Source organism: Thioalkalivibrio sp. ALR17-21 (assembly GCF_000420185.1).
Lineage (GTDB): Bacteria > Pseudomonadota > Gammaproteobacteria > Ectothiorhodospirales > Ectothiorhodospiraceae > Thioalkalivibrio > Thioalkalivibrio halophilus.
Genome location: NZ_ATUL01000002.1, coordinates 163,147 through 188,103 on the forward strand (window position 1 = coordinate 163,147; position 24,957 = coordinate 188,103).

Sequence of the window (24,957 nt, forward strand, 5' to 3'; positions counted from 1 at the left end):
TGAACATCCATCGTGATGGAGTTCACAGTCTAACAGTTCACTCGGGCAGCACCCCTACTGACCGATGCGGTAGCGCGAGGCGAGGTCGCGCACCCGCGAGGCGATATTGGTCAGATCGTGGCTGGCGGTCTCGGTCTGGTTGGCCCCGCCAAGGCTCTCGCTGGTCGCCTCGTTGATGGAAATGATATTGCGGTTGATCTCCTCGGCCACGGAGTTCTGTTCCTCGGCGGCACTGGCGATCTGGGTGTTCATGTCGCGGATGCGTTCCACCGCCGCGACGATCCGGCTCAGCGCGTCACCGGCCTCCTGCGCATTGCTGGCGGTGTTTTCGGCCATCTCGCGGCCCCGGCCCATGGCGTCCACGGCGTTGCGGGTGCCGGCCTGCAGGTTCTCGATGGTCGACTGGATGTCGGCGGTGGAATCCTGAGTGCGGGAGGCGAGGGTGCGGACCTCGTCGGCCACCACCGCGAAGCCGCGACCCTGCTCGCCGGCGCGCGCGGCCTCGATCGCGGCGTTGAGCGCCAGCAGGTTGGTCTGCTCGGCGATGCCACGGATGACGTCCAGCACGCTGCCGATCTTCTGGCTCTGTTCGTCCAGGGACTGGACGGCTTCGGCGATCTGCCCGACCTCGGTTGCAAGCCGGCCGATGTCGCCGACGACCGATTCCACCACCTTGCCGCCCTCCCGCGATTCGCGATCCGCTTCGTGGGTGGCGCTGGAGGCGTCCGAGGCGTTGCGTGCGACTTCCTGCACGGTAGCCGTCATCTCGTTCATCGCGGTGGAGACCTGTTCGGTCTGTGATCCCTGTTGATCCAGATTCGTCTTGGTCTGGGTCGACACCGCCGAGAGTTCTTCCGCCGCCGAGGCCATCTGGTCGGTCATGCCGCGCAGCTCGCCGATCGTGTTCTGGAACTCGTCGAGCATGGTGTTCAGGCAAATGGCCGTGGAACCCAGTTCATCGTGGCTTTCGACGTCCACTCGTCGGGCGAGGTCATGGTCACTGACGATGCCCTCCATGGTCGCGCGCATGCGGCCCAGAGGGCCGGCAACCCCCCGGTAGGTCATCCATCCGGTGCCGAGTACGACGATGAATCCGGCGAGGGCGACCGCGATGAAAATGAAGACCGAGCGGTTGTGCAGCTCGGCGATCCGGGTCGCTTCCTCTCCGGCGACACGGAGTTGCAGGTCCACCAGTTCGTTGATCTTGGCGCTGATCGGATCGATGGATGCATACAGCGGGCCGTTGAATTCGCTCAGTTCGCCCGAGACGTTGCCGGACATCCCGGAAAGGGCGCGTTCCAGTCGGTCCAGATCCGCGTTGGCATCGCGAAACAGGCCGCGGGCTTCCTCGGCCAGGCGCGCCTCCTCTGCGGTGAGTTCGGTCGCCATGTAGGTTTCCCACTGCTGATCGATATGCGAACGGGCGCCGCGCACGTCCTGCAGGGCCTCTTCGGCGGTGAGCATCCCGTGATCGGCCTTGTTGACGGCGTCAATCACCAGCACCGCGTAATCGTCGGCGATCTCCTTGAGCTGCTGCAGCGGGATGACGCGGTCCTGGTGTACGCGGTCCACGCCGGCCTCGATGTCCCCCATGAAGCGCACCGAGAGCAGCGCGATCACGATCAGCGCAATCAGCGGGAGCGCCACCAGGAGCTGGATTTTCGCGCGAATACTGAGAGATTTGCCCATCGTGGATTCCTTGATCATTTGGTCGGGTAGAGTCGCCCAAAAGGGCGGATCGTACAGGTTGTGACGACTCCCCTGCCGAAAACTAAAGCGGATCAGTGTTTCCTCAAGGCCTGCACGACGCCTCGGACGGCACCCCGGACATGGATCATCTGCAATGACGGCTTTATCACCCCAACGAGAAGTCCGGGCGGCGGTGGAGCGGTATGTCACTCTCTGATATGGATGGCATCGCAAGTATCTGTGCCAAAGGGTCTTTGTTTGGCGCCGATATTGGCCGATCCCGAAGACTTCATGGATTGCGATGCGATCCATGGGGTCTACTTCCGGACCAGGCTCTGTACGCCGCCAAGGCCGGCGGACCCGCACGGCCCTCGCGTTTCGTGTATAGTGCGCAGCTGACCGTGTGGTCATTCCTTTTCGCCGGGCCCGGGGCACATCCTGTGCCGTCGCTGTTTCCGGCCCGTGTGAGTACTGTGTGATGTCCGAATCTCCCTCCTTTGACCAGCTCGGTCTGTCCGAGTCGCTGGTCCGTGCCCTGTCGAATCTGGGCTTTGCCACCCCCACCGCGGTCCAGGCCGCCTGCATCCCCGCCCTGCTGGGTGGTCGCGACGTGCTGGGCGAGGCCCAGACGGGTACCGGCAAGACCGGCGCGTTCGGCCTGCCGCTGGTGGATGGCGTGGACGCGGCCCTGAAGGCGCCGCAGGCCCTGGTGCTGGCCCCCACCCGCGAGCTGGCCGGACAGGTGGCCGACGCCCTGAGCGGTTTCGCGGCGGGTCTGGACGGCATCGAGATCCTGCCGGTCTACGGCGGCCAGCCGATGGGCCAGCAGCTGCGCGCCCTGCGCGACGGGGCCCAGGTGGTGGTCGGCACGCCCGGCCGCGTGGCGGATCACGTCCGCCGCGGGAGCCTCGATCTGTCCAGCCTGCGCATGGTGGTGCTGGACGAGGCCGACGAGATGCTGCGCATGGGCTTCGTCGAGGAGATCGAGTGGCTGCTGGAGCAGACCCCGGCCGAGCGCCAGACCACGCTGTTCTCCGCGACCATGCCGGCGCCGATCCGGCGCATCGCGCACCGCCACATGCGCGAGCCGGAAGAGATCCGCGTGGGTGCGGGCAACGAGGCCGGCGTCGACATCGACCAGAGCTACTGCCTGGTCGATCAGCGCAACAAGCTCGAGGCCCTGACCCGGCTGATGGAGACCGAGCCGGATCTGGACGCGGCGGTGGTCTTTGCCCGTACCAAGGCGGCGACGGTCGAGATCGCCGATCGGCTGGGCGCCGCCGGCGTGGCCGCATCAGCGCTCAACGGCGACATGGAGCAGGGCGAGCGCGAGCGCGTGGTCGCCAACCTGCGCGACGGTCGTCTGGACGTGATCGTGGCCACCGACGTGGCCGCACGGGGGATCGACGTCCCGCGCATCAGCCACGTGTTCAATTTCGATGCCCCGGGCGATGCCGAGGTCTACGTGCACCGCATCGGGCGGACCGGCCGCGCCGGGCGCAAGGGCCGCGCGATCCTGTTCCTGGAGCCGCGCAAGCGGCGCATGCTGCGCGACATCGAACGCCTGACCGGAAAATCCGTGCGTGAACAGGCCGTGCCCGACCGCGAGGCGGTTCGGGCTCGGCGCGAGGATCGGTTCGCCGAACGCGTGCGGGCGGCCGTGGCGGATGACGCCGGGGGCCGTCACGCGGCCCTGGTGGAACGCCTGCTGGCCGATGGCGAGACCTCGCCGCAGGATCTGGCCGGTGCCCTGGTGGCGCTGGCCACCGAGGGGTCCCCGCTGGACGCCTCCGCCACCGCCGGTGCGGACCCGCTGGCCGGTGCGGCCCGTGCTGCGCGCGACGAGCGCTCCGGTGGCCGCGACAAGGGCGAGCGCAACAACAAGCGCCGCGAAGGCGGCCGTCAGGGCGATCGTGATTCGGGTCCCGAATCCGGTATGGTGCGCTACTACATGCCGGTGGGCCGCACCCATGGCGTCGCCCCGGGCGCGATCGTCGGCGCGCTGGCGAACGAGGGGGGTCTCAAGGGCCGGGACATCGGCCGCATCGGGCTGCAGCAGGAACATTCGCACGTGGATCTGCCGGAGAGCCTGGACGAGGGCGCGATCCGCAAGCTGGGCGGCATTCATGTCGCGAACCGTCGCCTCGGGCTGACGCTGGAGATCCCGGCGCCGCAGGGCCCGGGCCACGACACGCCGGCGCGCAAGTCGAAGCCCGCATCCCGCAAGCCTGCCGGCGGCAAGCCGGCCACCGGCAAGCGCCCCGCGTATCAGGCGACGGGCAAGGGCCCCGGACGGGCTTCGGGCAAGGGCCAGAGCAAGAACGGTACCGGAACCCTGGGCATCCGCCGCAAGGCCGCCAACGGCTGATCGCCGAAGAGGCGGCCGGGGACCGGCTCAGATCCTCAGCTTTCGCAATGCTCGCAGACGGCGTCGGCGGAGGCGTCGTCCGGATATCCGCCCAGCCGCCGGCGGACCTCCTCCTCGTCCATCGCCCGGATATCTTCGGCCAGGCGGTCGAGGTGCGTGAGGATGGTCGCGGAGCACTGCTTGAGATGGGGTAGCAGCTCCCGAGCCCGGTCCAGCCGCCGGGTGTCGTCGAACCCGGTGGAACCGAACAGCCGTGCCAGCGGTGTCGGCTTCTCGGTCTGTTCCTCGAACAGGATGTTGAAGATCCGCCGGTAGGTGGCGTGGAGTTCGTCGTGCGGCGGTTCGATCCGGCAGTAGGATGCCAGATCCGACAGGCCGCGCCCTTCGCCGTAGTACCACTGGCCGAACTTGCAGTCGGTGGGGGCGACCGGTACCTTGTCCTGGTCCAGCGGGATCCCTTCGATCAGTCCGTGGGCGTAGCTGACCCACATCTTGTGGCTCAGCCGGGCGCGGTGGATCCGCTTGATCACGTCCGCTTTGGTCATCTTCGTCTCTCCGAGCGACGCGGAGCGCCGCGGCAGAGGGGGTATTCAGGGATGAAGCGACCCCAATTCTGGCCTGCCCGCGGCGCGGATGGGACGGCCGGAATGCGGAACCGTTCACGGTTCCGCACATCGTCCGGGAGTCAGTCGGCGGTTTCGTGCTCGAGGTGGTCGATCAGGTGCTGGATGTCGGCGGGGTCGGCCGCGGCGGGGAGGCGCTCGAGGACGCGCTGGCGGCGTGCTTCCGGCGTGAGGGGGGCGCGTTCGTCGACTACGCCACGCTCGCGCAGGAATTCGTGCAGCTGTTCGCGATGGCCGGCCCGCAGGCGCTGTTCCGTGCCGCTGGCCATGGTGATCGGGTGCTGCTGCAGGCTTTCCAGCAGGGCCTGCGGGTCGCCTTCGAGTTCCGTGGCGCGCTGCGCCACGCCCTCCAGCGCGTTGTCGGTGAGCACGCCGGCATCACGGGCCTCTTCCAGCAGGCCTCGGTCCACCGTCCGGTTGCGGCCGATGCGCCGGGCCGCAAGCCAGTGTTCCAGCGCGAGGGAGCGATATGCCAGCGCGGCGCGCCGGTGCTCGTCGGGCAGGGCGCGGCGTGCGATCCGGCCGTCCAGCAGGCTGCGCAGCGGGCCCACCCGATCGACCCGCCAGACCTGCATCAGGTCGCGCGCGGTCGCGGGATCATCGAACAATACATGCAGCAGGTGGACGTCTTCGGCGGGCCCCGTCGGGTCCGGTCGTGTCACCCCCAGTTCGCGTGCCCAGGCGGCCAGGTCCTTGCCGGCCGGCTCCGGGATGGCGGGAGCCGCGGGGAGCTCGAACCGGGCAGGTTCGGTCGCCTCCGCGGGGAGCCCGCGCAGCGCCTGCAGATCCACGCGGTGCGGCCATTCGCCGGTGGCCTGGTGCCATAGCTGCATCTCGTAGTCGCTGGCGGCCAGGTACAGGATCTGGCGATCCCCGTCGCGGGCCAGTTCCTGCAGGGTACGGAACATCACGCGGGCGCGTTCGGGGTCGGTGGTGGCCAGGGCCTCGTCGATCAGCAGCGGCCAGTGCCCTGCTCCCTCGGTCGCCTCGCGCGTCTCGACCCGGGCCAGGCGCAGCGCCAGCAGCAGCTGCATGCGGGTTGCAGTGGAGAGTTCGCCGGGGGGGCGCAGTGCACCCTGCACGCGGTCCTCGCCGACAAAACCGTCCTCGTCCTCGCTCAGCCGCAGCGCCCACTGGTGGTGGGTGAAGCGGGCAAAGGCCTCGCGCGCGCGGCGCAGCAGTTCCGGTTCTTCCTCGCGGCGGAACTCCTCCTGGATGTCGTCGAGCAGGAAGCGCCCGGCTTCGGCGTCCAGGGCCTCGTCGCGCCGCCGTTCCAGCTCCTCCCCGGCGGTCTGCTCGGCCGCCAGTGCTTGTTCCCGTTCCCGTTTGCGGCCGGTCTGCGCGATGCGTTCCCGGATCTGACTGCGTTCTTCCTGCAGTGGTTCCAGTCGTTCGGCACGGTCGGTGGTTTTCGCAAGCTGGCGTGCCAGGCTTTCACGGTCGCCGGGCGGGTCCCCGATGCCCGCCAGGGCCAGCAGATCCGCGCGGGACTCGAGCTGGCGGGCCAGGTCGTCGCGCCGCAGGGCCTGCTCCTGGCGCTGGCGCTGCAGGGCCTGCCAGTCTTCCCGCTGTTCCAGACGACGGTCCAGGGTTTCCCGCTGGTCGGGCTCGAGGCCGACATCGCCCAGTTCGCGTGCCTCTTGTCGGTCGATTTCCGCCAGCGCTGCCTGCAGGCGGCGACACTCGCGATCCATCTCCGCGATCCGGCGTTCCGCTTCCGCGGCCTGCGCGGCGCGGGCCCGCAGGGCCTCGAGCGCCGCCGCCAGATCCGCGGGGGAAGCCTCTCCGGGGACGGCGCCGTTCGGGTCGGGAGTCGGCCAGCGTGCGAGAGCCTCCTGCAGTTGTTGTGTCAGGGCCCGCACCCGGCCGGCGATTTCCGCGTGCCGCGCTTCGGCCTGGCCGAGCGTCAGTTCGGCCTGTTGCAGGGCGCGGGTGCGTTCGAGGAAGTCGTCGAGTCGCGCGGCCAGGGCGGGATCGAAGCCGGCTTCGCGGGCGAACTCGGCCTGTTCGGCGTCGAGTTGCTGCAACGCCGCGTCCACGCTGTCGCGGTCGGCGCGCAGGGTCTCGGCCTCGTCGAAGCGCCGGCGGGTCATGCGCAGTGCGTCGCGCTGCTGTTCGACGGCCTCGAGGCGGGTGCGCACGCCGTCTGCGTCCCAGGCGCCCGGGGGGGGAGCCAGGTCCAGGTCCAGGTCCTCGAAGTCGCGGGCGAGGCGTTCGCGCTGCGCCGTTCGTGCCATGGCGTCGGCCGAACGCCGCCGGCCCGCCGGCAGCACGCGCGGGAAGACCAGCGGGATCAGTGCGAGCAGCATCACGCCGCCGCCGAGGGCGGCGAGCCACGGGGGACCGAGGACCCCGCCATACACCGCGATGCCGCCGCCCAGTGCGGCCCCCGCCACCGTCGGCAGGACCGGTCGTGCGGGTTCGGCCGGTGCCGGCAGGGCCAGCCAGTCGTGCAGCAGACGGGCGGCGCGTTCGTAGCGCTGCAGGGCCTGTTCCGGAGAGTTCTCCGGCGCGCCCTGCAGGCGGGCCTGCAAGGCCGTGCGGCGGTCCTCCAGTTCCTGCCGCCGACGGGTCAGATCGCGAGCGCGGTCGAGCGTGGCATCGTCGAGGCGGGGCAGCTCGCGCGCCGCGGCCGCGTGCCCGTCCAGGCGGGCGATGGCCTGCTCGCGGGCAGTCCGGGCGTCGGTGCATTCGCGGGCCGCGGTGGCGAGTGCCTGGTCCTGCTGGCGAAGCTCGTCAAGCCGTGCGCGCAGGCGATCCAGTTCGGTTTCGTCGGGGCGTTCGTTCTCCAGGCCGGTTTCGGCCAGCCGGGCGTACGCCCGGGCACGATCCTGTTCTGCCTGAGCCAGTTCCTGTCGGGTGTTTTCGCGCTGGCGGGCCAGCTCGTCCAGACGTGCGGGCTCGCGGCCGGTGAGATGGTCCATGTCCGGCGGGAAGCGCTCGAGCTGCGCGTCGAGGCCGCGCAGGGCCTGTGCGGTGTCGTGCAGCTGCAGGGCGGTGTCCAGGGCGCGACGTTCCTGATCCGCATTGCGCGCGTCGTCGATGGCCCGGTCCAGATCCGGCAGGCGGCGTTCCTCGTCCGCGATCCGGCGCTGGTCGCGTTCCACCTCTTCGCGGCTCCGGCGGGCCTGCTCCAGTTCCCGGCGTTCCTTGTGGCCGGCACGCGGGGCGGAATGGAACAGCGTCTCGCGCAGGGCCGGCAGGTCGAATCCACCATTGAGTTCGCGCCGCAGGTGGCCGGCCAGCGCCTGTTCGCTGGCGCCCTGTACCTGCAGGAGGTCTTCCACCCCGATCAGGTAGCTGTCCAGCAGGTCGGGGGGCGGTGGTGCCGGCGGATCGGCGGGCCGTCCGTCACACTGCCAGGCCACGTGGGTGCCATTGCGGTCCACCGTCCAGTGGTGCTCGCCGTCGTGAAAGCCCGCGGTCAGGGACAGCTGGTGCGGATCGCCCGCGCGGGGGCCGGCCAGCAGGTAGCGCAGCGCACGGATCAGGCTGCTCTTGCCGGAGGCGTTGGGTCCGGTGACGAAATTGATGGTCGGGTCCAGCTCGTTGACGGTAAAACCGCGGTCGATGCCGGGCAGTCGGCGGATGTCGATGTGCTGCAGTTTCACGGCCGGGCCTCCGTGTCCGGATCGGCCAGCAGGTGTTCCAGCAGCCGGCTGCCGCTGTCGGCCAGCCGCGCAGCGACGGCCTCGTCATCCAGCCCGGCCTCGGGCAGGCCGCGCCAGCGGGCGTCGGTGGCGACCGAAGCCAGGCGCTCGCGTGCCTGTTCCAGCAGGGCGCGGCGGTCGGGGTCGTCGGCGGGATGTTCCAGCAGCCGCAGGCGGCGGGCGAGCAGGCCGGCGTGGTCCTGGCGCCGGGCCAGCTCGTCGAGATCGACGGGCGGGCGGGTGTCGGCAAGGATGCGCTCGATGAAGGTGAAGCGCTCGGGGCTGGCGGCGATGCTTTCCTCGCGGTGTTCCTCCAGTTGGTGCGCGACCTCGCCGGCCAGGGTGGTTTGTCCGGTCAGGCGCAGGCGCAGGCCGAGGGCGCGCGGCGGGCAGGGGCGCGTATCGAGCCGGGCTTCCAGCTCGCGCAGCCCCTGCAGCAGCCGCGTGCGGGCCTGCTCCGGGGCCTCGAGCCCGGTGAGGTCGAGATCCAGACGCGCCCAGTGCAGCGGCGCCAGGCATTGCTGTTCGATCGCGCGGATGCGCTCGCCTTCGACGGTGATCAGCCACGGGCCGCGGGGGCCGTGTTCGCCAGGGTGCAATCCGGTCACGGACCCCAGGTAGCCACCCGAGTAACGCGGCGTAGCCGACGCGGTTCCCGGTCCGAGGAGCGTGTCCAGGGCGTCTGGTCGATGGATATGCCCCAGCAGCCAGGCATCCAGGCCGGCGGCGGCCAGTTCGGCGGAGCTGACCGGGGCATAGTGCGAGTCACGCGCGTCGCGATCGGCATGCAGCAGGCCCAGTTGAACGCCGGCCGCCGCGCCTTCGCCCTGCGCATGGAAGTCATGTCCGGCAAGCGGGCTGGTGTTTACCCGCCGCGACGGGAACGACCAGCCGTGCACGGTCACCCGGTCTTCGTTCGCGCCCAGGGTGAGGCGCTCCCAGGTCCCGCCACGGCCCAGCAGGTGAAAGCCCTCGAGTTCGTCGGCCAGGCGTGGCAGCACGGTGACATCGTGGTTGCCGGCGACGCCCACGACGGTGATGCCGGCCTGATCGAGCTGCCGAATCCCCTGCAGCAGGAGGCGGTAGGCCTCGAAGAAGTCGTCCTCGCGCTCGACCAGGTCACCGGCCAGTGCTACCGCGTCCACCTGCTGTTCAATGGCCAGGCGGACACAGCGCTCCCAGGCCTCGGCCGGGCCCAGTTTGGCGCCGTCGTCGGCCAGCGCGGCCGGCAGGCTGGCCGGCCGGCGACCCAGGTGCATGTCGCCTACGGCGAGGATTCGAACGGGCATGGAGGTCCCTTTCCGATGTTCGGGACCCTATGGTCGCACCGCCGTGGCCGGGGGAGAAGCCCGGCAATGCGCGTCCACCATCCCCTCCGTCCGGAGGGGGACAGGCTGGAGCCGGTGCGCGATGCTGGGAGGCGACGGCAAAATCATCTCCGGGGGGAGGGCCATGAAAGATTTCAGCATGCGGGAGACCCTGGGTCTGCTGCGCAGTACCGCACCGTTTCTGGTGTTCCGGTTCGTCATCTACGTGGGGATCACGCTGGTGTACGTGATCGGCACGGGGGTCGGTGCGGGGCTCGGCTACGGGATCGGCTACATTGGTGACAATCCGGGGGTGTTCGGCCTGTGGGGCGGCTTCATCGGCTTCGGCCTGGTGGGCGCGGTGGTGTACTTCTTCCGCGAATATCTGCTGTACATCGTGAAGGCCGGGCATATCGCGGTACTGGTGGAGCGCATGGACGGGCAGGAGCTGCCGCAGGGCCGCGGCCAGATCGAGCACGCGCGCGAGGTGGTGCAAGAGCGCTTTGCCCAGGCCTCGGTGCTGTTCGCGGTGGATCAGCTGATCAAGGGCGTGCTCAAGGTCTTCAACCGGGCCTTCTTCAGCATTGCGGCGCTGATCCCTCTGCCCGGTACGAAGGGTCTGGCGAGCTTCATCAACACGGTCATCAACCTGTCGCTCACCTATCTGGACGAGGTGATCCTCGCCTACAACATCCGCACCCGGGCCGAGAACCCGTGGGCAGCCAGCCGCACCGCGCTGATCCTGTATGCGCAGAACTACAAGGCGTTTCTGAAGAATGCATTCTTCCTTGCCTTCTTCATCTGGGGCATGACCTTCCTCGTGTTTCTCGTCATCCTTGCCCCCGTCGCCGGCCTGGTGGCGCTGATCCCGGCGCTGGCCGGCCCGCTGACGGTGATCATCGCCCTGGTGCTGGCCTGGGGCGTGAAGCAGGCGGTGATCGAGCCGGTCGGCATGGTCGCGCTGATGCAGGTGTTCAACCGCGTGACCGAGGGACAGGAGCCCGACCCGGAATGGGAGGCGCGGCTGGAGAAACTGACCGGCAAGTTCGGCGAGATGCGGCAGAAGGCCGCGGCCTGGACGGGCGGCTCCGGGCGTTCCGATGAGACGGACGATATGGCGACGGCCGGTGCCGCCAGCAGTGGTGGTGAAGGGGCTGACGGTGATGCCCCGACAACAGGCCCTGGCGAGCAGGATCCCGAAGATCGTGGGCGGGACGCCCCGGATCGGGGCGTTAGGTAAACACCGGTTCATCGACCCGGGTTTATCGACCCGGATTTATCGCTGTTTCGCCGAGGCACACGGATGTGCCCCGATCAGCCGACCCTCCGTTTGGAGGGGGGCACCGGCTGGCCTACAATCAACGGAATGCGTCTTCGTCCCGAGCATATAGAAGCGATCCGCGAGGTCGTGCGCCGCGAATGCGGTGCCAGCGCCCGTGTTCGGCTGTTTGGCTCGCGTCTGGACGATGCGGGGCGAGGTGGCGATGTCGACGTGCTGGTTGAGCTGGATGACCCGGTCGAGCGACCGGCCATGCTTTCCGCCCGTCTCTCGGCCATGATCAGCCGCCGGCTCCAGGGACGTGCAGTGGACGTTGTCCTCTCCGCCCCGAACATCACCCGGAGCCCGGTTCATGACATTGCCGAAAGAGAAGGGCAGCTTCTGTGAAGCTCGGGCACGAACAACTGGAACGTCTGCGGTTTCTCGCGCGTGTCGTTCAGCGTGAGCAACAGCATCTTCTGACCACCGACCAGCGCGTATTCAACGAGCCATTCACCCCGGCCCGTGCGCGCGACCTCGCCGAGAAAGTAGACGAGGCCGAACGAGTGGAAGCCTTTGTCAGCCGATTTGGCCGCCTTCAGGATACCCTGGGGGACAAACTGCTCCCGCTCTACCTCGAAGCGCTGGGAGAACATGTTGGCGCCGCCATTGACAACCTTGACCGAGCCGAAAAACTGGGGCTGATGCCTTCGAGTGACGACTGGCTGGCCATGCGGAAACTGCGCAACCAGATGGTGCACGAATATATCGAGGATCCAGCGACCCTTGCCGATGCCCTGCAAACGGGGCACGAATTCGTGCCGACGTTGCAGTCTGTCGTTCAGGCATTCCTGACGGACATGCGCGCCCGCGGCTGGACCATTGCGGAGACATGACAGACGACCCGTTTAGAGATCACGGTGGCCCTGTCATGTCATTGTCCGCCTTTGGTTCTGCGGGCTAAGATCGCCAGTGGTCAGCTCCCGTGAGAAGCATTCCGTGCCCGAATCGGCCCGCCCGCCATCCGATGTCCCCGAAGCCGATTCCGGAGTGGAGGGCGCGCGCCGGCTGGCCGAGCGGCTGAAGGCGCGTTACCGCAAGCGGATCACCGGCGAGCTGGTGATGCCCGCGCGGCCGGCCAGCACCGCGCCCATCCCCGACGACCTCGATCCGGCGATCGCCACCGCGCTGCGGGCGCGCGGCGTCGAGCGGTTGTACAGCCACCAGCGTGCGGCGTGGGACGAGGTCCGCGCCGGGCATCACACGGTGGTGGTGACGCCCACTGCTTCGGGCAAGACCCTGTGCTACAACCTGCCGGTGCTGCAGGCGGCGCGCGAGCGCAAGGCGCGGGCGCTGTATCTGTTCCCCACCAAGGCCCTGTCACAGGACCAGGTGGCCGAGCTGATGGAGCTCAACGAGGCCGGTGATCTGGGTGTGCGTGCCTATACCTTCGACGGCGACACCCCGGGCGATGCGCGCAAGGCGGTGCGCACGCGCGGCGACATCGTGGTGACCAACCCGGACATGCTGCATCAGGGCGTGCTGCCGCACCATACCAAGTGGGCGCAGTTCTTCGAGAGCCTGGAGTACGTGGTCATCGACGAGACCCACAGTTACCGCGGGGTGTTCGGCTCGCATGTGGCCAACGTGATGCGCCGGCTGCGCCGGGTCTGCCGCTTCTATGGCGCGGATCCGGTGTTCATCCTGAGTTCTGCGACCATCGCCAACCCGCAGGAGCTGGCGGAAGGGCTGGTGGGCGCACCGGTGGAGGCGATCACCGAGAGCGGCGCGCCGGCCGGCGAACGCCACCTGCTGCTGTGGAATCCGCCGGTAGTGAATGCCGATCTCGGCATCCGCGCCTCGGCGCGCTCGCAGGTCACGCGTATCGCGCGCACGGCCATGCGGGCGAAGCTGTCCACCATCATCTTCGCGCGCACGCGGCTGATGGTGGAGATCATCACCCGCTACATGAAGGACGTGTTCGACAACGACCCGCGCAAGGCGGCGCGGGTGGCCGCGTATCGCGGCGGCTATCTGCCGAACGAACGCCGCGAGACCGAGAAGGCCCTGCGCGGCGGCAACGTCGACTGCGTGATCGCCACCTCCGCGCTGGAGCTGGGCGTGGATATCGGCAGCCTGGACGTGTGCCTGCTGACGGGCTACCCCGGCACCATCGCCAGCACCTGGCAGCGGCTCGGCCGCGCCGGACGGCGCAACCGGCCGTCGCTGGGCGTGCTGGTGGCCAGCTCCGAGCCGCTGGATCAGTACATCATCCGCAACCCGGAGTTCTTCCTCGGGCAGTCGCCGGAGCAGGCGCGCATCGCCCCGGACCAGCTGCTGATCCTGCTGGACCACGTGCGCTGCGCCGCCTTCGAGCTGCCGTTCCGGCGCGGCGAGACCTTCGGCGGCGAGGACCTGGAGGCCCTGCTCGACTACCTGGAAGAGGAGGGCGTGCTGCACCGCGAGTCCGACACCTGGCACTGGACCGAGGACAGCTACCCGGCGCAGAGCGTCAGCCTGCGCTCGGTGGCCGAGGGCAACTTCGTGGTGGTGGACACCAGCGACGGGCAGCAGAACATCATCGCCGAGGTGGACTTCTCCAGCGCCGCCGAGACCCTGTACGAGGGGGCGATCTATCTGGTGCAGGCGGTGCCCTACCAGGTCGAGCACCTCGACTGGGACGGGCGCAAGGCCTTTGTCACCCGCACCCGCGCCGACTACTACACCGACGCCATCGACTACACCCGGCTGAAGATCCTCGACGACTTCGAGCGCAGCGCGGCCGGGCAGGGGGAGGCCGCGCGCGGCGAGGTGCACATTGTCCGCCGCATCCCGGGCTACAAGAAGATCCGCTACTACACCCACGAGAACATTGGCTACGGCAATATCAATCTGCCGGATCAGGAGATGCACACCACCTCGGTGTGGTGGCAGATGGCGCCGGAGGCGCTGGAGGAGCATTTTGCCTCCCGCCACGAGGCGCTGGACGGCTTTCTCGGCGCGGCCTACGCGATGCATCACGTCGCCGCGCTGGTGGTGATGTCGGAACCGCAGGATCTCGGTCGTGCGGTGGGTGACGGCGACGCCCGCTGGTTTGCCACCGTGGGGGCCGGCGGGCGGGGACAGCTGCGCACCCTCGACGGCGGCGAGCGCGACCCCGAGCAGGAAGCGCGCTTCCGACCGGCGGTGTTTCTGTACGACAACTATCCCGGGGGCGTGGGGCTGTCGTCGCCGCTGTTCGATGCGCGGGCGCGGGTGGTCCGCGACGCCCTGGCCTTGATCCACAACTGCGGCTGTGCCCATGGCTGTCCCGCCTGCATCGGCCCGATTCTCGCCAGCGACGAGGTGCGCGGGTTCTCGCCCAAACAGGCGGCGCTGACCGTGCTGGAGGCCCTTGGCGAGGGGGCGGCGGCATGAGCCTGTCCGACCGGCTGAACACCCTGCGACGGCAGGCCGGCGTGACCCCGGAACGGCGCACCGCGGACGAGGTTGTCCGGGACGGGGCCGGACCCTCCGGTACGGCCCCGGGGGGTTCGGAAGCCGGCCCTGCGGGTGCCGCAGGCGGGACGGCCCCCGGGACCGAATCCGGGCAAGAAACCGGTTCGATGACGGACGCCTCCGCAGATCCGGGGGGTACGTCGGGAAACGAAGGGTCCGTGCGCGAAGGTCGGGCGCCAGCGACCGGGCAGGGCGAAAGCCCGCAGCGCGCCCGCGCCCTGGCCGAGCTGCGCGAACGGATCCGGCGTATGGGAGCTGCGCCGAAACCGCCCAGCCCGCAGGATGCCCCGCCGTCCGCCGTACCCCCCGCAGTCGGGAAGGCAAACAGCGCGACGGCGCCCGCCATGAGTCCCAATGGCCCGGCCGTATCCGTTGACGAACTCGCCGAACGTCTCGGCGGCAGTCGCATTGGCGAACACGTGATCCTGCTGGATCGCGAGCTGCCACCGGGGCACGAACATGGCCGGCTGGCTCTGGGGGAGGCCCTGGGGGCGGTGTGGCCGTTCTGGGAGGCCGGCGAGCGGGTGGGCTTCATCGACACCGAGACCACGGGGCTGGCCGGCGGTGCCGGGACCGTGGCGTTTCTGGTGGGCCTGGCGACCCCGAGCGGCGAGGGCCTGCGCCTGCGCCAGTGGCTGATGACCGCGTTCGCCGGCGAGGCCACCATGCTGGAGTCGGTGGACGCCGCGCTGGCCGGCTGCGAGCGCCTGGTCAGCTACAATGGCAAGACCTTCGACCTGCCGCTGCTGCGCGACCGCCGGCGCATGCAGCGTCGAAACGATCCGGCGGACAGCGCCCACACCGACTTTCTCCATCCGGTACGCGCGCTGTATGGCCATGCCTGGCCCGACTGCCGCCTGCGCACCGCGGAAGAACGGCTTCTGGGCCTGCAGCGCCCAGATGACCTCCCCGGTTCTGACGCGCCGTGGGCGTGGCAGGCGTATCTGCGCTTCGGTCAGGCGGATTTGCTGCAGCGTGTGGTGCGGCACAATGCCGACGATATCTTCAGTCTGGCCGTTCTGGGTCCCGCGCTCGCCGGTGTGCTGGCCGACCCGCCGGCGCAGTTGGCTTCGCCCGAGGGCGCCGCGCGTCTGCTGCACCGGCTTCGGGGGCCGGTGGAAGCCCGCCGGCTGCTGCAGCAATGCGAACAACGGCTGACCCCCGCCGGGCGGTTGTGGCTCGCCCGGGAATGGCGTCGCGCGGGTGTCCGGGAACGCGCGGTCGCCCTGTGGCAGCCTCTGGCCGAACAGGGACACCCGGAAGCCATCGAGGCCCTGGCCAAATACCACGAGCATCAGCGCCGTGACCCCGCGACCGCCCTGGAGTGGGCGCGTCGCCTGCCGGACGCACCGGATGCGCATGCCCGGTGCGCCCGCCTGCAGCGCCGGCTGTCCGGTTCCTGACGGGCCGGGCCGGATCCGCGAACGGGCACGGGGTTTTGTTAGCATCGCCCCTGTCCCGCCTGCCTGAGTCGCTTGCCATGCGCCGGTCGTTGTCCCTTCGAACCTCCTGCGGTATCACCATCAGCCGTGCCCGGTGCGGCAGAGCACCCGTGGACCTCCCCGGACCGTGTTCCGGTTTGGTTCGCACAACCGCCATGATCGGGGCGGCCTCCACATGCCGCTGATCCGGCGCTATCCGCCCAAGGCGCCGGCGCCCCGCCGGGAGATCTTCGGCTGGGCGATGTTCGATTTCGCCAATCAGGCGTACACCCTGCTGATCATCACCGTGATCTTCGGCGATCTGTTCACCCGCGTGATCGTGGGGGACGGGCCGGATTACCGCCTGGGCAACCTGCTGTGGAGCGTGGCGCTGGCGGTGAGTTACGGGATGGTGGTGCTGCTGGCGCCGCTGGCGGGGTCGATCATGGATGCCACGGCCACGCGCAAGCGGTTCCTGCTGAGCTCATGGCTGTTGACTGTGGTCACCACGGGACTGCTGTATTTCGTCGAGCCGGGGCTGATCTGGTTCGGCATGGCGCTGATCATCGCCTCCAACTTCGGGTACGCCATCGGCGAGTCGTTCATTGCCAGTTTCCTGCCGGATCTGGGGCCGCCGGAGCGGCTGGGCTGGATCTCGGGGCTGGGCTGGGGTCTGGGGTATCTGGGCGGTCTGGTGGCCACGGCGTTTGCGCTGGGACTGCTGGGCGAGGTGACCGAGGAGAACTTCGACCGCATCCGCTGGGTAGGGCCGTTCGCGGCGGCGTTCTTCCTGGTCTCGGCGTTGCCGACCTTTCTGTTCCTCAAGGAGCGTGGCACGCGTCGCCAGCTCGCGCGCCGGGTGCAGCTGGGGCTGGGCTGGCGGCGCGTGCTGCTGGCGCTGCAGCGCCTGAGCGAGGATCGCGCGCTGCGCAGCCTGTTCGTGTCGATCTTCTTCCTGATGGCGGGGATCTACATCATCATCGCGTTTACGTTCATCTACGGATCGCAGGTGATCGAGTGGGATGAGTCCACGCGGGTGACGATGTTCGTGATCACCCAGATCACGGCGATCGTCGGGGCGATCGGGTTCGGCTGGCTGCAGGATCGCGCGGGGCCGGTGCGGATCTACCGTCTGACGCTGATCATGTGGTGCCTGGCGGTCCTGGCGATCTACGCCACGCCCGCGGTGGCGGATGCCCTGGCCGCGCTGCTGGGCCGCCCGGTGGAGGCGCAGGAGGTGTTCCTGGTGGTGGGGGCGGTCGCCGGGCTGAGCCTGGGGGCGGCGCAGTCGGCCGGCCGCGCGCTGGTGGCGATCATGTCCCCGCCGCGCGAGGCCGGGCGCTGGTTCGGGTTCTGGGGGCTGGCGGCCAAGGCGGCGGCGATCTTCGGCCTGCTGGGGCTGGGCCTGCTGCAGACCTGGCTCGGGCTGGCCAACGCCATCCTGTTCTGTCTGGCGCTGTTCGTGATCGCCCTGATCGCTTCCGCCCCGGTGCGCACGCCCGACCACATCGCGGGCACGTGAAGCTCCGCAGGGCGGGGCACCTCAAGCCGGGTCGATCATCTGCCGGCCGAATTTCAGCAGCACCCGGTATTTTCCAGTCGTGACGACTTCGGCGATCCGTTCCGGGTCCAGGTCGAGGTAGTCGTGAACCAGCGCATTGCGCATGCCGACGATGCGGTTCCAGTCCGCGTCGGTGGGGTCCAGGCCATGGGTGCGCAGGCGCGAAAAGACCCTGCGGGCTTCGGTGGGTACTTCGGCCCCGTGATCCTTGAGCGCCCTGCGGGCGATCCCGATGCAGGCCTCGATGAGCAGCTGCAGATTGCGTTCGGTGGCGCGGTAGAGGATGGCCGAACGTTTTCCCTCCTGCAGCTGCCCCGCGATCTCCTCGAGTTCTTCGGCCAGCTGCGCGAGATGTTCGCGCATGGCGTCGCGATAGGGGTCATCCATGGCGCTGTCGCGTCTGGTATTGGTGGTCGAGTTCCCACATGGATGCGATCCGGTTTTCTTCGCGGGCGAGGCGCAGCGGGTCGCGGCAGAACAGGACCTGACCGCCGGTCACAACGGCACGCGCCAGCGGCAGGGGGGCCTGGTTGATGTCCACCACGGAGAGCCGGTCGGATGGCAGCCCCAGCGCTTCCGCCCAGTCCATCGCCAGCAGTTCCGGCTGCAGGCGACGCTCCCAGGCATCCTCCGGAAATTCGTTGAAGGCGACGGCCAGGTCGTAGTCGCTGTCCGGGCGCGCCTCGCCCCGGGCGCGGGACCCGTACAGCCAGAGGATATCGACCCGCGGGTCGTCGTCGGCGAGCCGTTCGAGGGTCCCGGCGTCAAGCGTTCCGGGGTCAACCAGGGGCGTGGGCTCCATCGGGCCGCTGCTGCGGTCGCGGTGTCCGGCTCAGTGCGCGTGGTGGCCCTTGTGCAGGTATTCCACGCCGTCGAGGCTCTGCAGCTGGATCTCGCGCACCGGGATGAAACGGGCGCTGCCGGGGGTCACGATCTCTTCGGTCACGCGCACGCGGTAGGGCGGCTCGTGGTTGAGCAGCTGGCCCACGTAGCGCTTGCCTTCGGCCTCCACGCGCACCGGGGTGGTGTCTTCGTAACGGCTGAAGTTGTAGGAGACGTTGCGCGGGTACTGCAGGTTGCCTTCCGAAAAGGTGCTCATCGCCGGATTCTCGCTGTTGGGTTGATGGGATCGCATACCATTCTACCCGCTCTGCTTGATGGTGGCGAAGGCATCGAGGGCGGCCTGGCGGCTCTGTTTCAGGTCGACCATGGGGGCGGGGTAGTCGGCGGCGAGGCCGGGGCGCAGCTGGTGGATGTTGCGGGCGGGGGCGCGCGCGAGTTCGGGGACGAAGCGCCGGATGTAGGCCGCGTCGGGGTCGAAGCGTTCGCCCTGGCGCTGCGGGTTGAAGACGCGGAAGTAGGGCGCGGCATCGGCGCCGCAGCCGCCGGCCCATTGCCAGCCGAGGGTGTTGGCGGCGAGGTCGGCGTCGACCAGGGTGTCCCAGAACCAGCGCGCCCCGGCATGCCAGTGCAGGCGCAGGTTCCTGGTCAGGAAGGAGCCGACTGCCATGCGCATGCGGTTGTGCATCCAGCCGGTCTCCCACAGCTGGCGCATGGCGGCGTCGATCACCGGGATGCCGGTGCGGCCCTGCTGCCAGCGCTCCAGGTCTTCCGCCGACTCGCGCCACGGGAAGGCCTCGAAGCGCGGGTTCAGGGGCTGCTCCGGGGTGTGCGGGAAGTGGTACAGCACGTGGTGGGCGAAGTCGCGCCAGACGAGTTCGCGCACGAAGGGCTCGGCCGGGCCGTCGGTCGGCTCGTGCCCGGCCTGACGCAGGGCGCGCAGGATCTGTGTCGGGCCGATCTCGCCGAAATGCAGATGCGGTGACAGCCGCGAGGTGCCGTCGGTGTCGGGGCGCTCGCGGCGTTCGGTGTAGGCGCCCACGCCGTCTTCGATGAAGCCCTGCAGACGCTCCAGCGCGGCGCGCTCGCCCGGGTTCCAGGCGGCGGCCAGCCCGCTGTCCCAGCGGATGCGCGGCAGCAGCTCCAGGGCCTCCAGCGGCTCCGAGGCCGGGGGCAACGGCGGCGCGGGGATGCGGGTCGGGGCCGGCAGCGGGTCGCGTTCCAGCCCGCGCTTGCAGGCGGCGCGCCAGTACGGGGTGAAGACCCGGTAGGGCGTGCCCTGGCCGGTGGCCAGCTCCCGGGGTTCGTGCAGCAGGGCGGCGGCGAAGCTGTGTACCTCCAGGCCGTCCTCGCGCAGCGCGGCCTTGATGGTGGCATCGCGCGCGGTGATCGCCGGTTCGTACAGGCGGTTCCAGTAGACCGCGCCGGCGCCGGTCTCGCGCGCCAGCGCGCGGAGCTGTTCGAGGCTCGAACCCCGACGCAGGGTCAGCGTGGCGCCGAGGGCGTCGAACTCGCCCGCCAGCGCCTGCAGGCTGTGATGCAGCCACCAGCGCGACGCTGCGCCGGGGGCCCACGGCGCTTCTTCGTGCGGGGCGTGGATGTACACGGGGATCACCGGGCCGCCGCGGCTGAGGGCGGCGTGCAGCGCGGGCTGGTCGGCCAGACGCAGGTCGCGGCGCAGCCAGACGAGGGCGGGGGACGGGGTACTCACAGGCGGTCTCCTTCGCGCAGGCGCCGGCGCAGCTCGCCCGCGCGGTCGCGGATCTGCTGCAGGCGCTCGGGCTCCATGCGTTCGACGTGCTTCCACTGCAGCGCGGTGCGCGGGTGGCGGGCGAAGCGCTCGCGGTGGCGGTCGAGGAAATCCCAGTACAGGGTGGTGAACGGGCAGGCGCGCTCGCCGGTGGCCTCGGCCGGGTCGAAGCGGCAGTGGCGGCAGTAGTTGCTCATGCGCTGGATGTAGCGCCCGGAGGCCACGTAGGGCTTGGAGGCCATGCGCCCGCCATCGGCGTACTGCGACATGCCGAGCACGTTGGGCAGCTCCACCCATTCGACCGCGTCCACGTAGATGCCCAGATACCAGGCGTGGATTGCGCGCGGCTCCACGCCCAGCAGCTGGGCGAACAGCCCGGTGACCATCAGGCGCTGGATGTGATGGGCGTAGCCCAGCCGCAGGGTCTGGCCCACCGCCTGCGCCAGGCAGGTCATGTCGGTGTCGGCGTCCCAGTACAGCCGTGGCAGCGGCTCGCGGGCGTCCAGCGCGTTCCAGGCGTGCCAGTCGTCGCCGAAGTGGAAATACAGCCCGCGCACGTATTCGCGCCAGCCGAGGATCTGGCGGATGAAGCCCTCCACCGCCTCGATGGGCGCGTGCCCGTCGTGCCATGCGGACTCGGCCTCGCGGATGGCCGCGCGCGGATCCAGCAGGTGCAGGTTGAGCGCGGCGGAGATCCGCGCGTGGTAGAGCAACGGCGCATCGGTCCACATCGCGTCCTGCCAGGTGCCGAAGGCGGGCAGCCGGTTCCGGATGAAATCCTCCAGCGCCGCCTGCGCCTGCTCCGGGGTGACCGGCCAGTCGAAGGGCTCCAGCTCGCCCGGCAGGTCCGGCAGGTGGGTGCGCACATCGTCGATCGCCTCCCGGGTGACGGCATCCGGCGCGAAGCCCAGGGGCTCCGGGATCAGGCCGGGGCCCTGTCGGCCGAAGCTGCCCCGGTTCTGGGCGTCGAAGTTCCACGCGCCACCTGCGGGCTGGTCGTCGTCCATCAGCACGTCGTGCTCGCGGCGCAGCTTGCGGTAGTAGTGCTCCAGGCGCAGTTCGCGACGCGCCCCGGCCCAGCCGCCGAAGGCCTCGGGGGTGTCGATGAAATGCGGGTCCTCGCGAATCTCAAGACGCAGCCCGTGGCGTGCGGCGGCGTCTTCCAGATCCCGCTGCACGCGCCGTTCGCCGGGCTGCAGTACGCACAGGCGCTGCGGTCGCAGACGTGCGAGGTCGTGTTCCAGCGCCCCACCGAGGTGTTCCTGTTCCGGGCCCTGCGCGGAGTCGAGCGTACGGTAGTGCACGGTCAGCCCGGCCGCGCGGCGGCGTTCGGCGAACTGGCGCATCGCCGCGAGGAACAGCGCGGTGCGGGCCCGGTGCGAGGGGACGTGGGTGGATTCCCTGGTGACCTCGGCCATCCACAGGGCGTCCTGTGCCGGGTCGAGGGTGGCGAGGACGGGGTGTTCGGGGGCCAGCTGGTCGCCGAGGACGATCAGCAGCGTGCGCAGGGGCGTCGCCATCGCCTCGGGCCCATCCAGGGGTTCAGCCGCGGCCCAGATACTGCCAGAGCCGGTCGGCGGCTTCCAGGGGCGCGCCGGGCAGGATTTCCACCGGGCGCTGGCTGTCGAGCTTTGACAGCTCGAGGGCGGCGGAGCCGGCCAGGTAGACCGGCGCTCCGGGTGCCGCCAGGATTCCCTCCACCTGATTGAGGTCCGGGCTGCGCAGCAGGCGCGACGAGCCGTGCAGGACAATCCCGTGCGCACCCAGGGTGCCGACCAGCGACTCCAGCGCGGCCGCACTGGTTGCGTCGAACAACGACAGGGTCGCGAGACCGCGCCGGGCACAGCTGACCTGGAGCAGCATGCCGCCGACCTGCTGATGACCGCCGCCCAGCACCAGGCAGGGCACCACAGGCCCTTCGCAGGCCCGCAGGGCATTGCGCAGCTGGTCGGCCAGGGCGGCGGTGGCCCAGGCGGAGAATACCGCAAGGCGCACCTCGCCCTCTGGCGAATGGCGGGACTCCTCGCGCAACTGACGATAGACCTCGAGGAAGGCGCGTTCGTGCACCCCGTCCCATCCGTGACGCATCACCAGCCGCGCGTAGGCGCGGTCCAGCTGCTCCACGTCCAGCGGGTCCACCGCGTGGTACAGCGCGTCGGCGATGGGATCGGCGGTATGCGGGGCAATCCCGGGGCCACTGATCGCCGGTCGCCGGCCGGGTGCCGGCGAGGCCGGTCCGTCGTCTCCCTCGGGGGCGGCGGGTTCCTGCGCCGCAGCGTCTTCGTCGCGCTGGAGGACGCGATGGACCTGCGAGACCGGGATGCCCTGGTCCAGCAGTTCCATGATCCGACGGACCCGCCGGATGTCCTCCTCGCTGTAGAGGCGGTGCCCCTTGGGGGTGCGCATCGGGCGGATGAGCCCGTACCGACGCTCCCACGCGCGGAGGGTGACATCATTGATGCCGGTCTCCGCACAGACGTGCCGGATCGGGTACAGCCCCGCCTGCTCGTTCGAGTCGTTGTCGGTTGCGATGGCCATGCTCCGAACTATACAGGATCTGTACAGACCATGTACGAAAAAGGTGGATGCCGGCTCGGGAATTCCGCGAGGGAATGCTTGATCAACTTGAGCAGTCTCACAGACATTACACGTCCGGATTGAGGTAGGCCATGAGTTTCATGAATCCCGTGTCCGAAATGCGCCGCACGCTTGCGGTTCTGGCGGCAGGTCTGGCGCTGGTCCTGGCCGGAGCCCATCCGCTGGCGGCCGAGCCGGCGAATCCGGAGATGGCCGACAGCATTTCCCCGTATCTGCGTCTGCACGCGGAGGACCCGGTGCAGTGGCGGGCCTGGGATCGGGACCTGCTGGACGAGGCCCGCGAAAGCGGCCGGCCGCTGCTGATCTCCAGCGGTTATTTCTCCTGCCATTACTGTCACGTGATGCACGAGGAAAGCTTTCTCGACCAGGGCATCGCCGAGCGGCTCAATGAGCAGTTCATCCCGGTCAAGCTGGACCGAGAGGTGCATACCGCGCTGGACACCTACCTGCTGGAGTTCCAGCGCGCGACCGGGGGCAGCGCCGGCTGGCCGCTGAACGTGGTGGTGATGCCCGAGGGCCATGCGCTGACCGGGGTGGTCTATGCCCCGCGGGATGGCTTTGCCGACTTCCTCGACGGCGTGGTGGAGCGGCTGACGGCGGATGAGGAGCGCCTGGCCGAACTGGCCGCCGCCGGCTCGCGCGAGCTGGAACAGCGTCTGCGCGACGGGGAGCAGCCCCTGTCGGCGGAGCGTGCGGCACGCCTGCCGGATGTCCTCTGGAGCCGCATGGAACGCGAAGCGGATGATCTGGGCGGGGGCTTCGGGCAGGAGACCAGGTTCCCGCATTCCCCTTATCTGGATGCACTGCTGACCGCACAGGAAGACACCCGTGCGCCGGACTGGGTCGGGGAATTCCTGAGCATCACTCTGGAAGAGATGGCCGGATCCGGGCTGCGCGACGTGCTGGGCGGCGGCTTCTTCCGTTATTCGGAAACCCCGGACTGGGGGACGCCTCACTTCGAAATCATGCTCGAGGACCAGGCGCAGCTGGCGCGTGTCTACCTGCGTGCTGGCGAGCTCTTCGGGCGCGAGGACTGGACGCGGATCGGCCTGGAGACCCTCGATTTCGTGGGCCGCGAGATGGCCCTGCGCGATTCCGACCCCGGCGCGGCGGGCGCACCGGAGAGCGATTTCCGGGGCTTTGCCTCCAGCCTGTCGGCGCTGGACGACGAGGGCCGCGAGGGCGGTGCCTACCTGTGGCCGGGCTCGGCGCTGGAGGCCGCGCTGGAAGACCATCCCGAACAGGATCTGGTACGGGCCCGCTTCGGCATGGACCGCGCACCTTCGTTCAGCGCGGGGCATCTGCCAGCCGACCGGATGGACACCGCGGCCCTGGCCGAGCGTTTCGAGCTCGACGAGGAGCGGGTGCGCGACTACGTCGACCGGGGGCGCGAGGCGCTGATCGAGACACGTCAGGAACGCGGCCTGCCGCGTGACGAGAAGGTGCTGACCGGCGCCCACGGGCTTTTGCTGTCGGCGCTGGCCGAGGCGGTGCGTCAGGATCTGGGCGAGGAGTACGCGGCCATGGGCCGGGACGTGCGCGACTGGCTGGCGTCACGCGCCGACGAGCCGGAGGATCTGCCGGCGCTGCTGGGCCTGCCGGCCGAGGAGGCCGGCCCGGCCACGCTCCCGGATTACGCGTACGTGGCGCGTGGCCTGCACGACTGGGACGCCGCCACCGACAGCGGAGACGGCGAGCGGGTGCGCGCCCTGCTGCGTACCGCCTGGGAGCGCTTCGCCGGTGATGACGGGTTCCGCACCACCGAGGATCCGCCGCTGCCGGGCATGATCGCCGAGCGTTTCCATCCGGCCGTGCACCGCCCGTCGGGGACCACCGCCGTCCTGCAGCTGACGGCCGAACACGCCGCCGCGGATGCGGATCTGGAGTCCGCGCTGGCCGACTATCCGCTGGAGCCGGGGCAGGGCATCGAGAGCAATCCGCTGCACCACGCGGGCCTGATCCTGTGGCTGGAGGAACGCGGGGACAACGTTCGAAGGTGAATGGGATGGAATTCTGGCCTGAGTAACGTGTGGATGACATTCCGCTTTCCGTTTTTGCTCTTCGGGAAGCATGGCGTTGCAGTCGTAAGAACTTTCTGCCTCCTGTTTAAAGGCGAGGGATAGGATTTTGTGAAGTTATTCCCTTGATTCCTGCGTCCACATACGGGAGGGTTCAACGACAACCAAAGCCCTGACCACGGAGTGGTTAATGCCTTCTCGCAACGGACTGTTCTTCACCCTCGCGCGTGCGGGGGTGGACCCCGGGACCCTGCCCGCCGTGACCCGCTTCACCCTCGACGAGGCGCTGTCCCGGCCCTTCACCCTGAGCCTGGATCTGGTCCACCCCAGCCCCGATCTCGACCCCGACGACTGGATCGACCAGGGCCTGGCGCTG

Annotated in this window: 19 protein-coding genes; 9 read left to right on the plus strand and 10 right to left on the minus strand. The window is 69.5% G+C overall.

Annotated elements, in window-relative coordinates; genetic code table 11:
• Positions 1–54 precede the first annotated feature (54 nt).
• The gene (locus tag G020_RS0101820; RefSeq protein WP_024328422.1) at positions 55–1,689 is read right to left on the minus strand and encodes a methyl-accepting chemotaxis protein; all 1,635 of its coding nucleotides are present in this window, start codon (positions 1,687–1,689) and stop codon (positions 55–57) included.
• A gap of 478 nt (positions 1,690–2,167) precedes the next feature.
• Here G020_RS0101820 and G020_RS0101825 point away from each other — a divergent pair, with 478 nt between their 5' ends.
• The gene (locus G020_RS0101825) at positions 2,168–4,057 is read left to right on the plus strand and encodes a DEAD/DEAH box helicase (RefSeq protein ID WP_024328423.1); all 1,890 of its coding nucleotides are present in this window, start codon (positions 2,168–2,170) and stop codon (positions 4,055–4,057) included.
• A 35-nt stretch (positions 4,058–4,092) separates the two neighbouring features.
• Here G020_RS0101825 and G020_RS0101830 read toward each other — a convergent pair whose 3' ends face one another.
• From G020_RS0101830 to G020_RS0101840, 3 genes are all read right to left on the minus strand, one after another.
• Complete coding sequence (locus tag G020_RS0101830) at positions 4,093–4,602, minus strand: CZB domain-containing protein (protein ID WP_024328424.1); 510 nt, start codon at positions 4,600–4,602, stop codon at positions 4,093–4,095.
• A 140-nt stretch (positions 4,603–4,742) separates the two neighbouring features.
• Complete coding sequence (locus tag G020_RS0101835; protein ID WP_024328425.1) at positions 4,743–8,291, minus strand: hypothetical protein; 3,549 nt, start codon at positions 8,289–8,291, stop codon at positions 4,743–4,745.
• Positions 8,288–9,619 (minus strand): DNA repair exonuclease, encoded by a 1,332-nt coding sequence (locus G020_RS0101840; protein ID WP_024328426.1) that lies wholly within the window; start codon positions 9,617–9,619, stop codon positions 8,288–8,290. The genes G020_RS0101835 and G020_RS0101840 overlap by 4 nt, the downstream gene beginning before the upstream one ends.
• Positions 9,620–9,782: 163 nt before the next feature.
• On the opposite strand from G020_RS0101840, the gene G020_RS0101845 reads away from it, so the two are divergent.
• The 6 genes from G020_RS0101845 (at position 9,783) to G020_RS0101870 (ending at position 17,336) form a co-directional block, all read left to right on the plus strand.
• Positions 9,783–10,877 carry a hypothetical protein gene (locus G020_RS0101845; protein WP_024328427.1) on the plus strand — a complete coding sequence of 365 codons (1,095 nt, stop codon included), beginning with the start codon at positions 9,783–9,785 and terminating at the stop codon, positions 10,875–10,877.
• Between the two features lie 126 nt (positions 10,878–11,003).
• Positions 11,004–11,303 (plus strand): nucleotidyltransferase domain-containing protein, encoded by a 300-nt coding sequence (locus G020_RS0101850; protein ID WP_024328428.1) that lies wholly within the window; start codon positions 11,004–11,006, stop codon positions 11,301–11,303.
• Positions 11,300–11,791, plus strand: coding sequence for a hypothetical protein (locus tag G020_RS0101855; protein WP_024328429.1), 492 nt, complete (start codon positions 11,300–11,302; stop codon positions 11,789–11,791). The genes G020_RS0101850 and G020_RS0101855 overlap by 4 nt, the downstream gene beginning before the upstream one ends.
• A 103-nt stretch (positions 11,792–11,894) precedes the next feature.
• Positions 11,895–14,312 carry a DEAD/DEAH box helicase gene (locus G020_RS0101860; RefSeq protein ID WP_024328430.1) on the plus strand — a complete coding sequence of 806 codons (2,418 nt, stop codon included), beginning with the start codon at positions 11,895–11,897 and terminating at the stop codon, positions 14,310–14,312.
• Positions 14,309–15,796 (plus strand): ribonuclease H-like domain-containing protein, encoded by a 1,488-nt coding sequence (locus G020_RS0101865; protein WP_024328431.1) that lies wholly within the window; start codon positions 14,309–14,311, stop codon positions 15,794–15,796. The genes G020_RS0101860 and G020_RS0101865 overlap by 4 nt, the downstream gene beginning before the upstream one ends.
• A 214-nt stretch (positions 15,797–16,010) precedes the next feature.
• Complete coding sequence (locus tag G020_RS0101870) at positions 16,011–17,336, plus strand: MFS transporter (RefSeq protein ID WP_024328432.1); 1,326 nt, start codon at positions 16,011–16,013, stop codon at positions 17,334–17,336.
• A gap of 21 nt (positions 17,337–17,357) precedes the next feature.
• Here G020_RS0101870 and G020_RS0101875 read toward each other — a convergent pair whose 3' ends face one another.
• The 6 genes from G020_RS0101875 to G020_RS0101900 are packed head-to-tail and all read right to left on the minus strand — an operon-like array spanning position 17,358 to position 22,503.
• Positions 17,358–17,762, minus strand: a complete 405-nt coding sequence (locus G020_RS0101875) for a DUF86 domain-containing protein (RefSeq protein WP_024328433.1) — start codon at positions 17,760–17,762, stop codon at positions 17,358–17,360.
• A complete protein-coding gene (locus tag G020_RS0101880; protein ID WP_024328434.1) occupies positions 17,755–18,177 on the minus strand; it encodes a nucleotidyltransferase domain-containing protein in 423 nt (140 codons plus the stop codon). Before G020_RS0101880 ends, G020_RS0101875 begins: the two co-directional genes overlap by 8 nt.
• A 30-nt stretch (positions 18,178–18,207) precedes the next feature.
• Positions 18,208–18,474, minus strand: coding sequence for a hypothetical protein (locus G020_RS0101885; RefSeq protein WP_024328435.1), 267 nt, complete (start codon positions 18,472–18,474; stop codon positions 18,208–18,210).
• Positions 18,475–18,516: 42 nt separating this feature from the next.
• Positions 18,517–19,926 (minus strand): deoxyribodipyrimidine photo-lyase, encoded by a 1,410-nt coding sequence (locus tag G020_RS0101890; protein WP_024328436.1) that lies wholly within the window; start codon positions 19,924–19,926, stop codon positions 18,517–18,519.
• Positions 19,923–21,485 (minus strand): cryptochrome/photolyase family protein, encoded by a 1,563-nt coding sequence (locus G020_RS0101895; RefSeq protein WP_024328437.1) that lies wholly within the window; start codon positions 21,483–21,485, stop codon positions 19,923–19,925. Before G020_RS0101895 ends, G020_RS0101890 begins: the two co-directional genes overlap by 4 nt.
• Before the next feature lie 22 nt (positions 21,486–21,507).
• Complete coding sequence (locus tag G020_RS0101900; RefSeq protein WP_024328438.1) at positions 21,508–22,503, minus strand: MerR family transcriptional regulator; 996 nt, start codon at positions 22,501–22,503, stop codon at positions 21,508–21,510.
• Positions 22,504–22,634: 131 nt separating this feature from the next.
• On the opposite strand from G020_RS0101900, the gene G020_RS0101905 reads away from it, so the two are divergent.
• Positions 22,635–24,563, plus strand: coding sequence for a thioredoxin domain-containing protein (locus G020_RS0101905; protein ID WP_024328439.1), 1,929 nt, complete (start codon positions 22,635–22,637; stop codon positions 24,561–24,563).
• 208 nt (positions 24,564–24,771) lie between these two features.
• Positions 24,772–24,957 (plus strand): hypothetical protein (locus G020_RS0101910; protein ID WP_029681184.1); only part of this gene is annotated, 186 nt, incomplete at its 3' end.

Excerpts from the sequence above, each read along its gene's own strand:
- G020_RS0101830 (WP_024328424.1), bottom strand. The coding sequence starts at position 4,602 with ATGACCAAAGCGGACGTGATCAAGCGGATCCACCGCGCCCGGCTGAGC.
- G020_RS0101880 (WP_024328434.1), bottom strand. The coding sequence starts at position 18,177 with ATGGAGCCCACGCCCCTGGTTGACCCCGGAACGCTTGACGCCGGGACC.
- G020_RS0101885 (WP_024328435.1), bottom strand. The coding sequence starts at position 18,474 with ATGAGCACCTTTTCGGAAGGCAACCTGCAGTACCCGCGCAACGTCTCC.
- G020_RS0101840 (WP_024328426.1), bottom strand. The coding sequence starts at position 9,619 with ATGCCCGTTCGAATCCTCGCCGTAGGCGACATGCACCTGGGTCGCCGG.
- G020_RS0101865 (WP_024328431.1), top strand. The coding sequence starts at position 14,309 with ATGAGCCTGTCCGACCGGCTGAACACCCTGCGACGGCAGGCCGGCGTG.
- G020_RS0101850 (WP_024328428.1), top strand. The coding sequence starts at position 11,004 with ATGCGTCTTCGTCCCGAGCATATAGAAGCGATCCGCGAGGTCGTGCGC.
- G020_RS0101900 (WP_024328438.1), bottom strand. The coding sequence starts at position 22,503 with ATGGCCATCGCAACCGACAACGACTCGAACGAGCAGGCGGGGCTGTAC.
- G020_RS0101870 (WP_024328432.1), top strand. The coding sequence starts at position 16,011 with ATGCCGCTGATCCGGCGCTATCCGCCCAAGGCGCCGGCGCCCCGCCGG.
- G020_RS0101905 (WP_024328439.1), top strand. The coding sequence starts at position 22,635 with ATGAGTTTCATGAATCCCGTGTCCGAAATGCGCCGCACGCTTGCGGTT.
- G020_RS0101825 (WP_024328423.1), top strand. The coding sequence starts at position 2,168 with ATGTCCGAATCTCCCTCCTTTGACCAGCTCGGTCTGTCCGAGTCGCTG.
- G020_RS0101845 (WP_024328427.1), top strand. The coding sequence starts at position 9,783 with ATGAAAGATTTCAGCATGCGGGAGACCCTGGGTCTGCTGCGCAGTACC.
- G020_RS0101895 (WP_024328437.1), bottom strand. The coding sequence starts at position 21,485 with ATGGCGACGCCCCTGCGCACGCTGCTGATCGTCCTCGGCGACCAGCTG.
- G020_RS0101875 (WP_024328433.1), bottom strand. The coding sequence starts at position 17,762 with ATGGATGACCCCTATCGCGACGCCATGCGCGAACATCTCGCGCAGCTG.
- G020_RS0101820 (WP_024328422.1), bottom strand. The coding sequence starts at position 1,689 with ATGGGCAAATCTCTCAGTATTCGCGCGAAAATCCAGCTCCTGGTGGCG.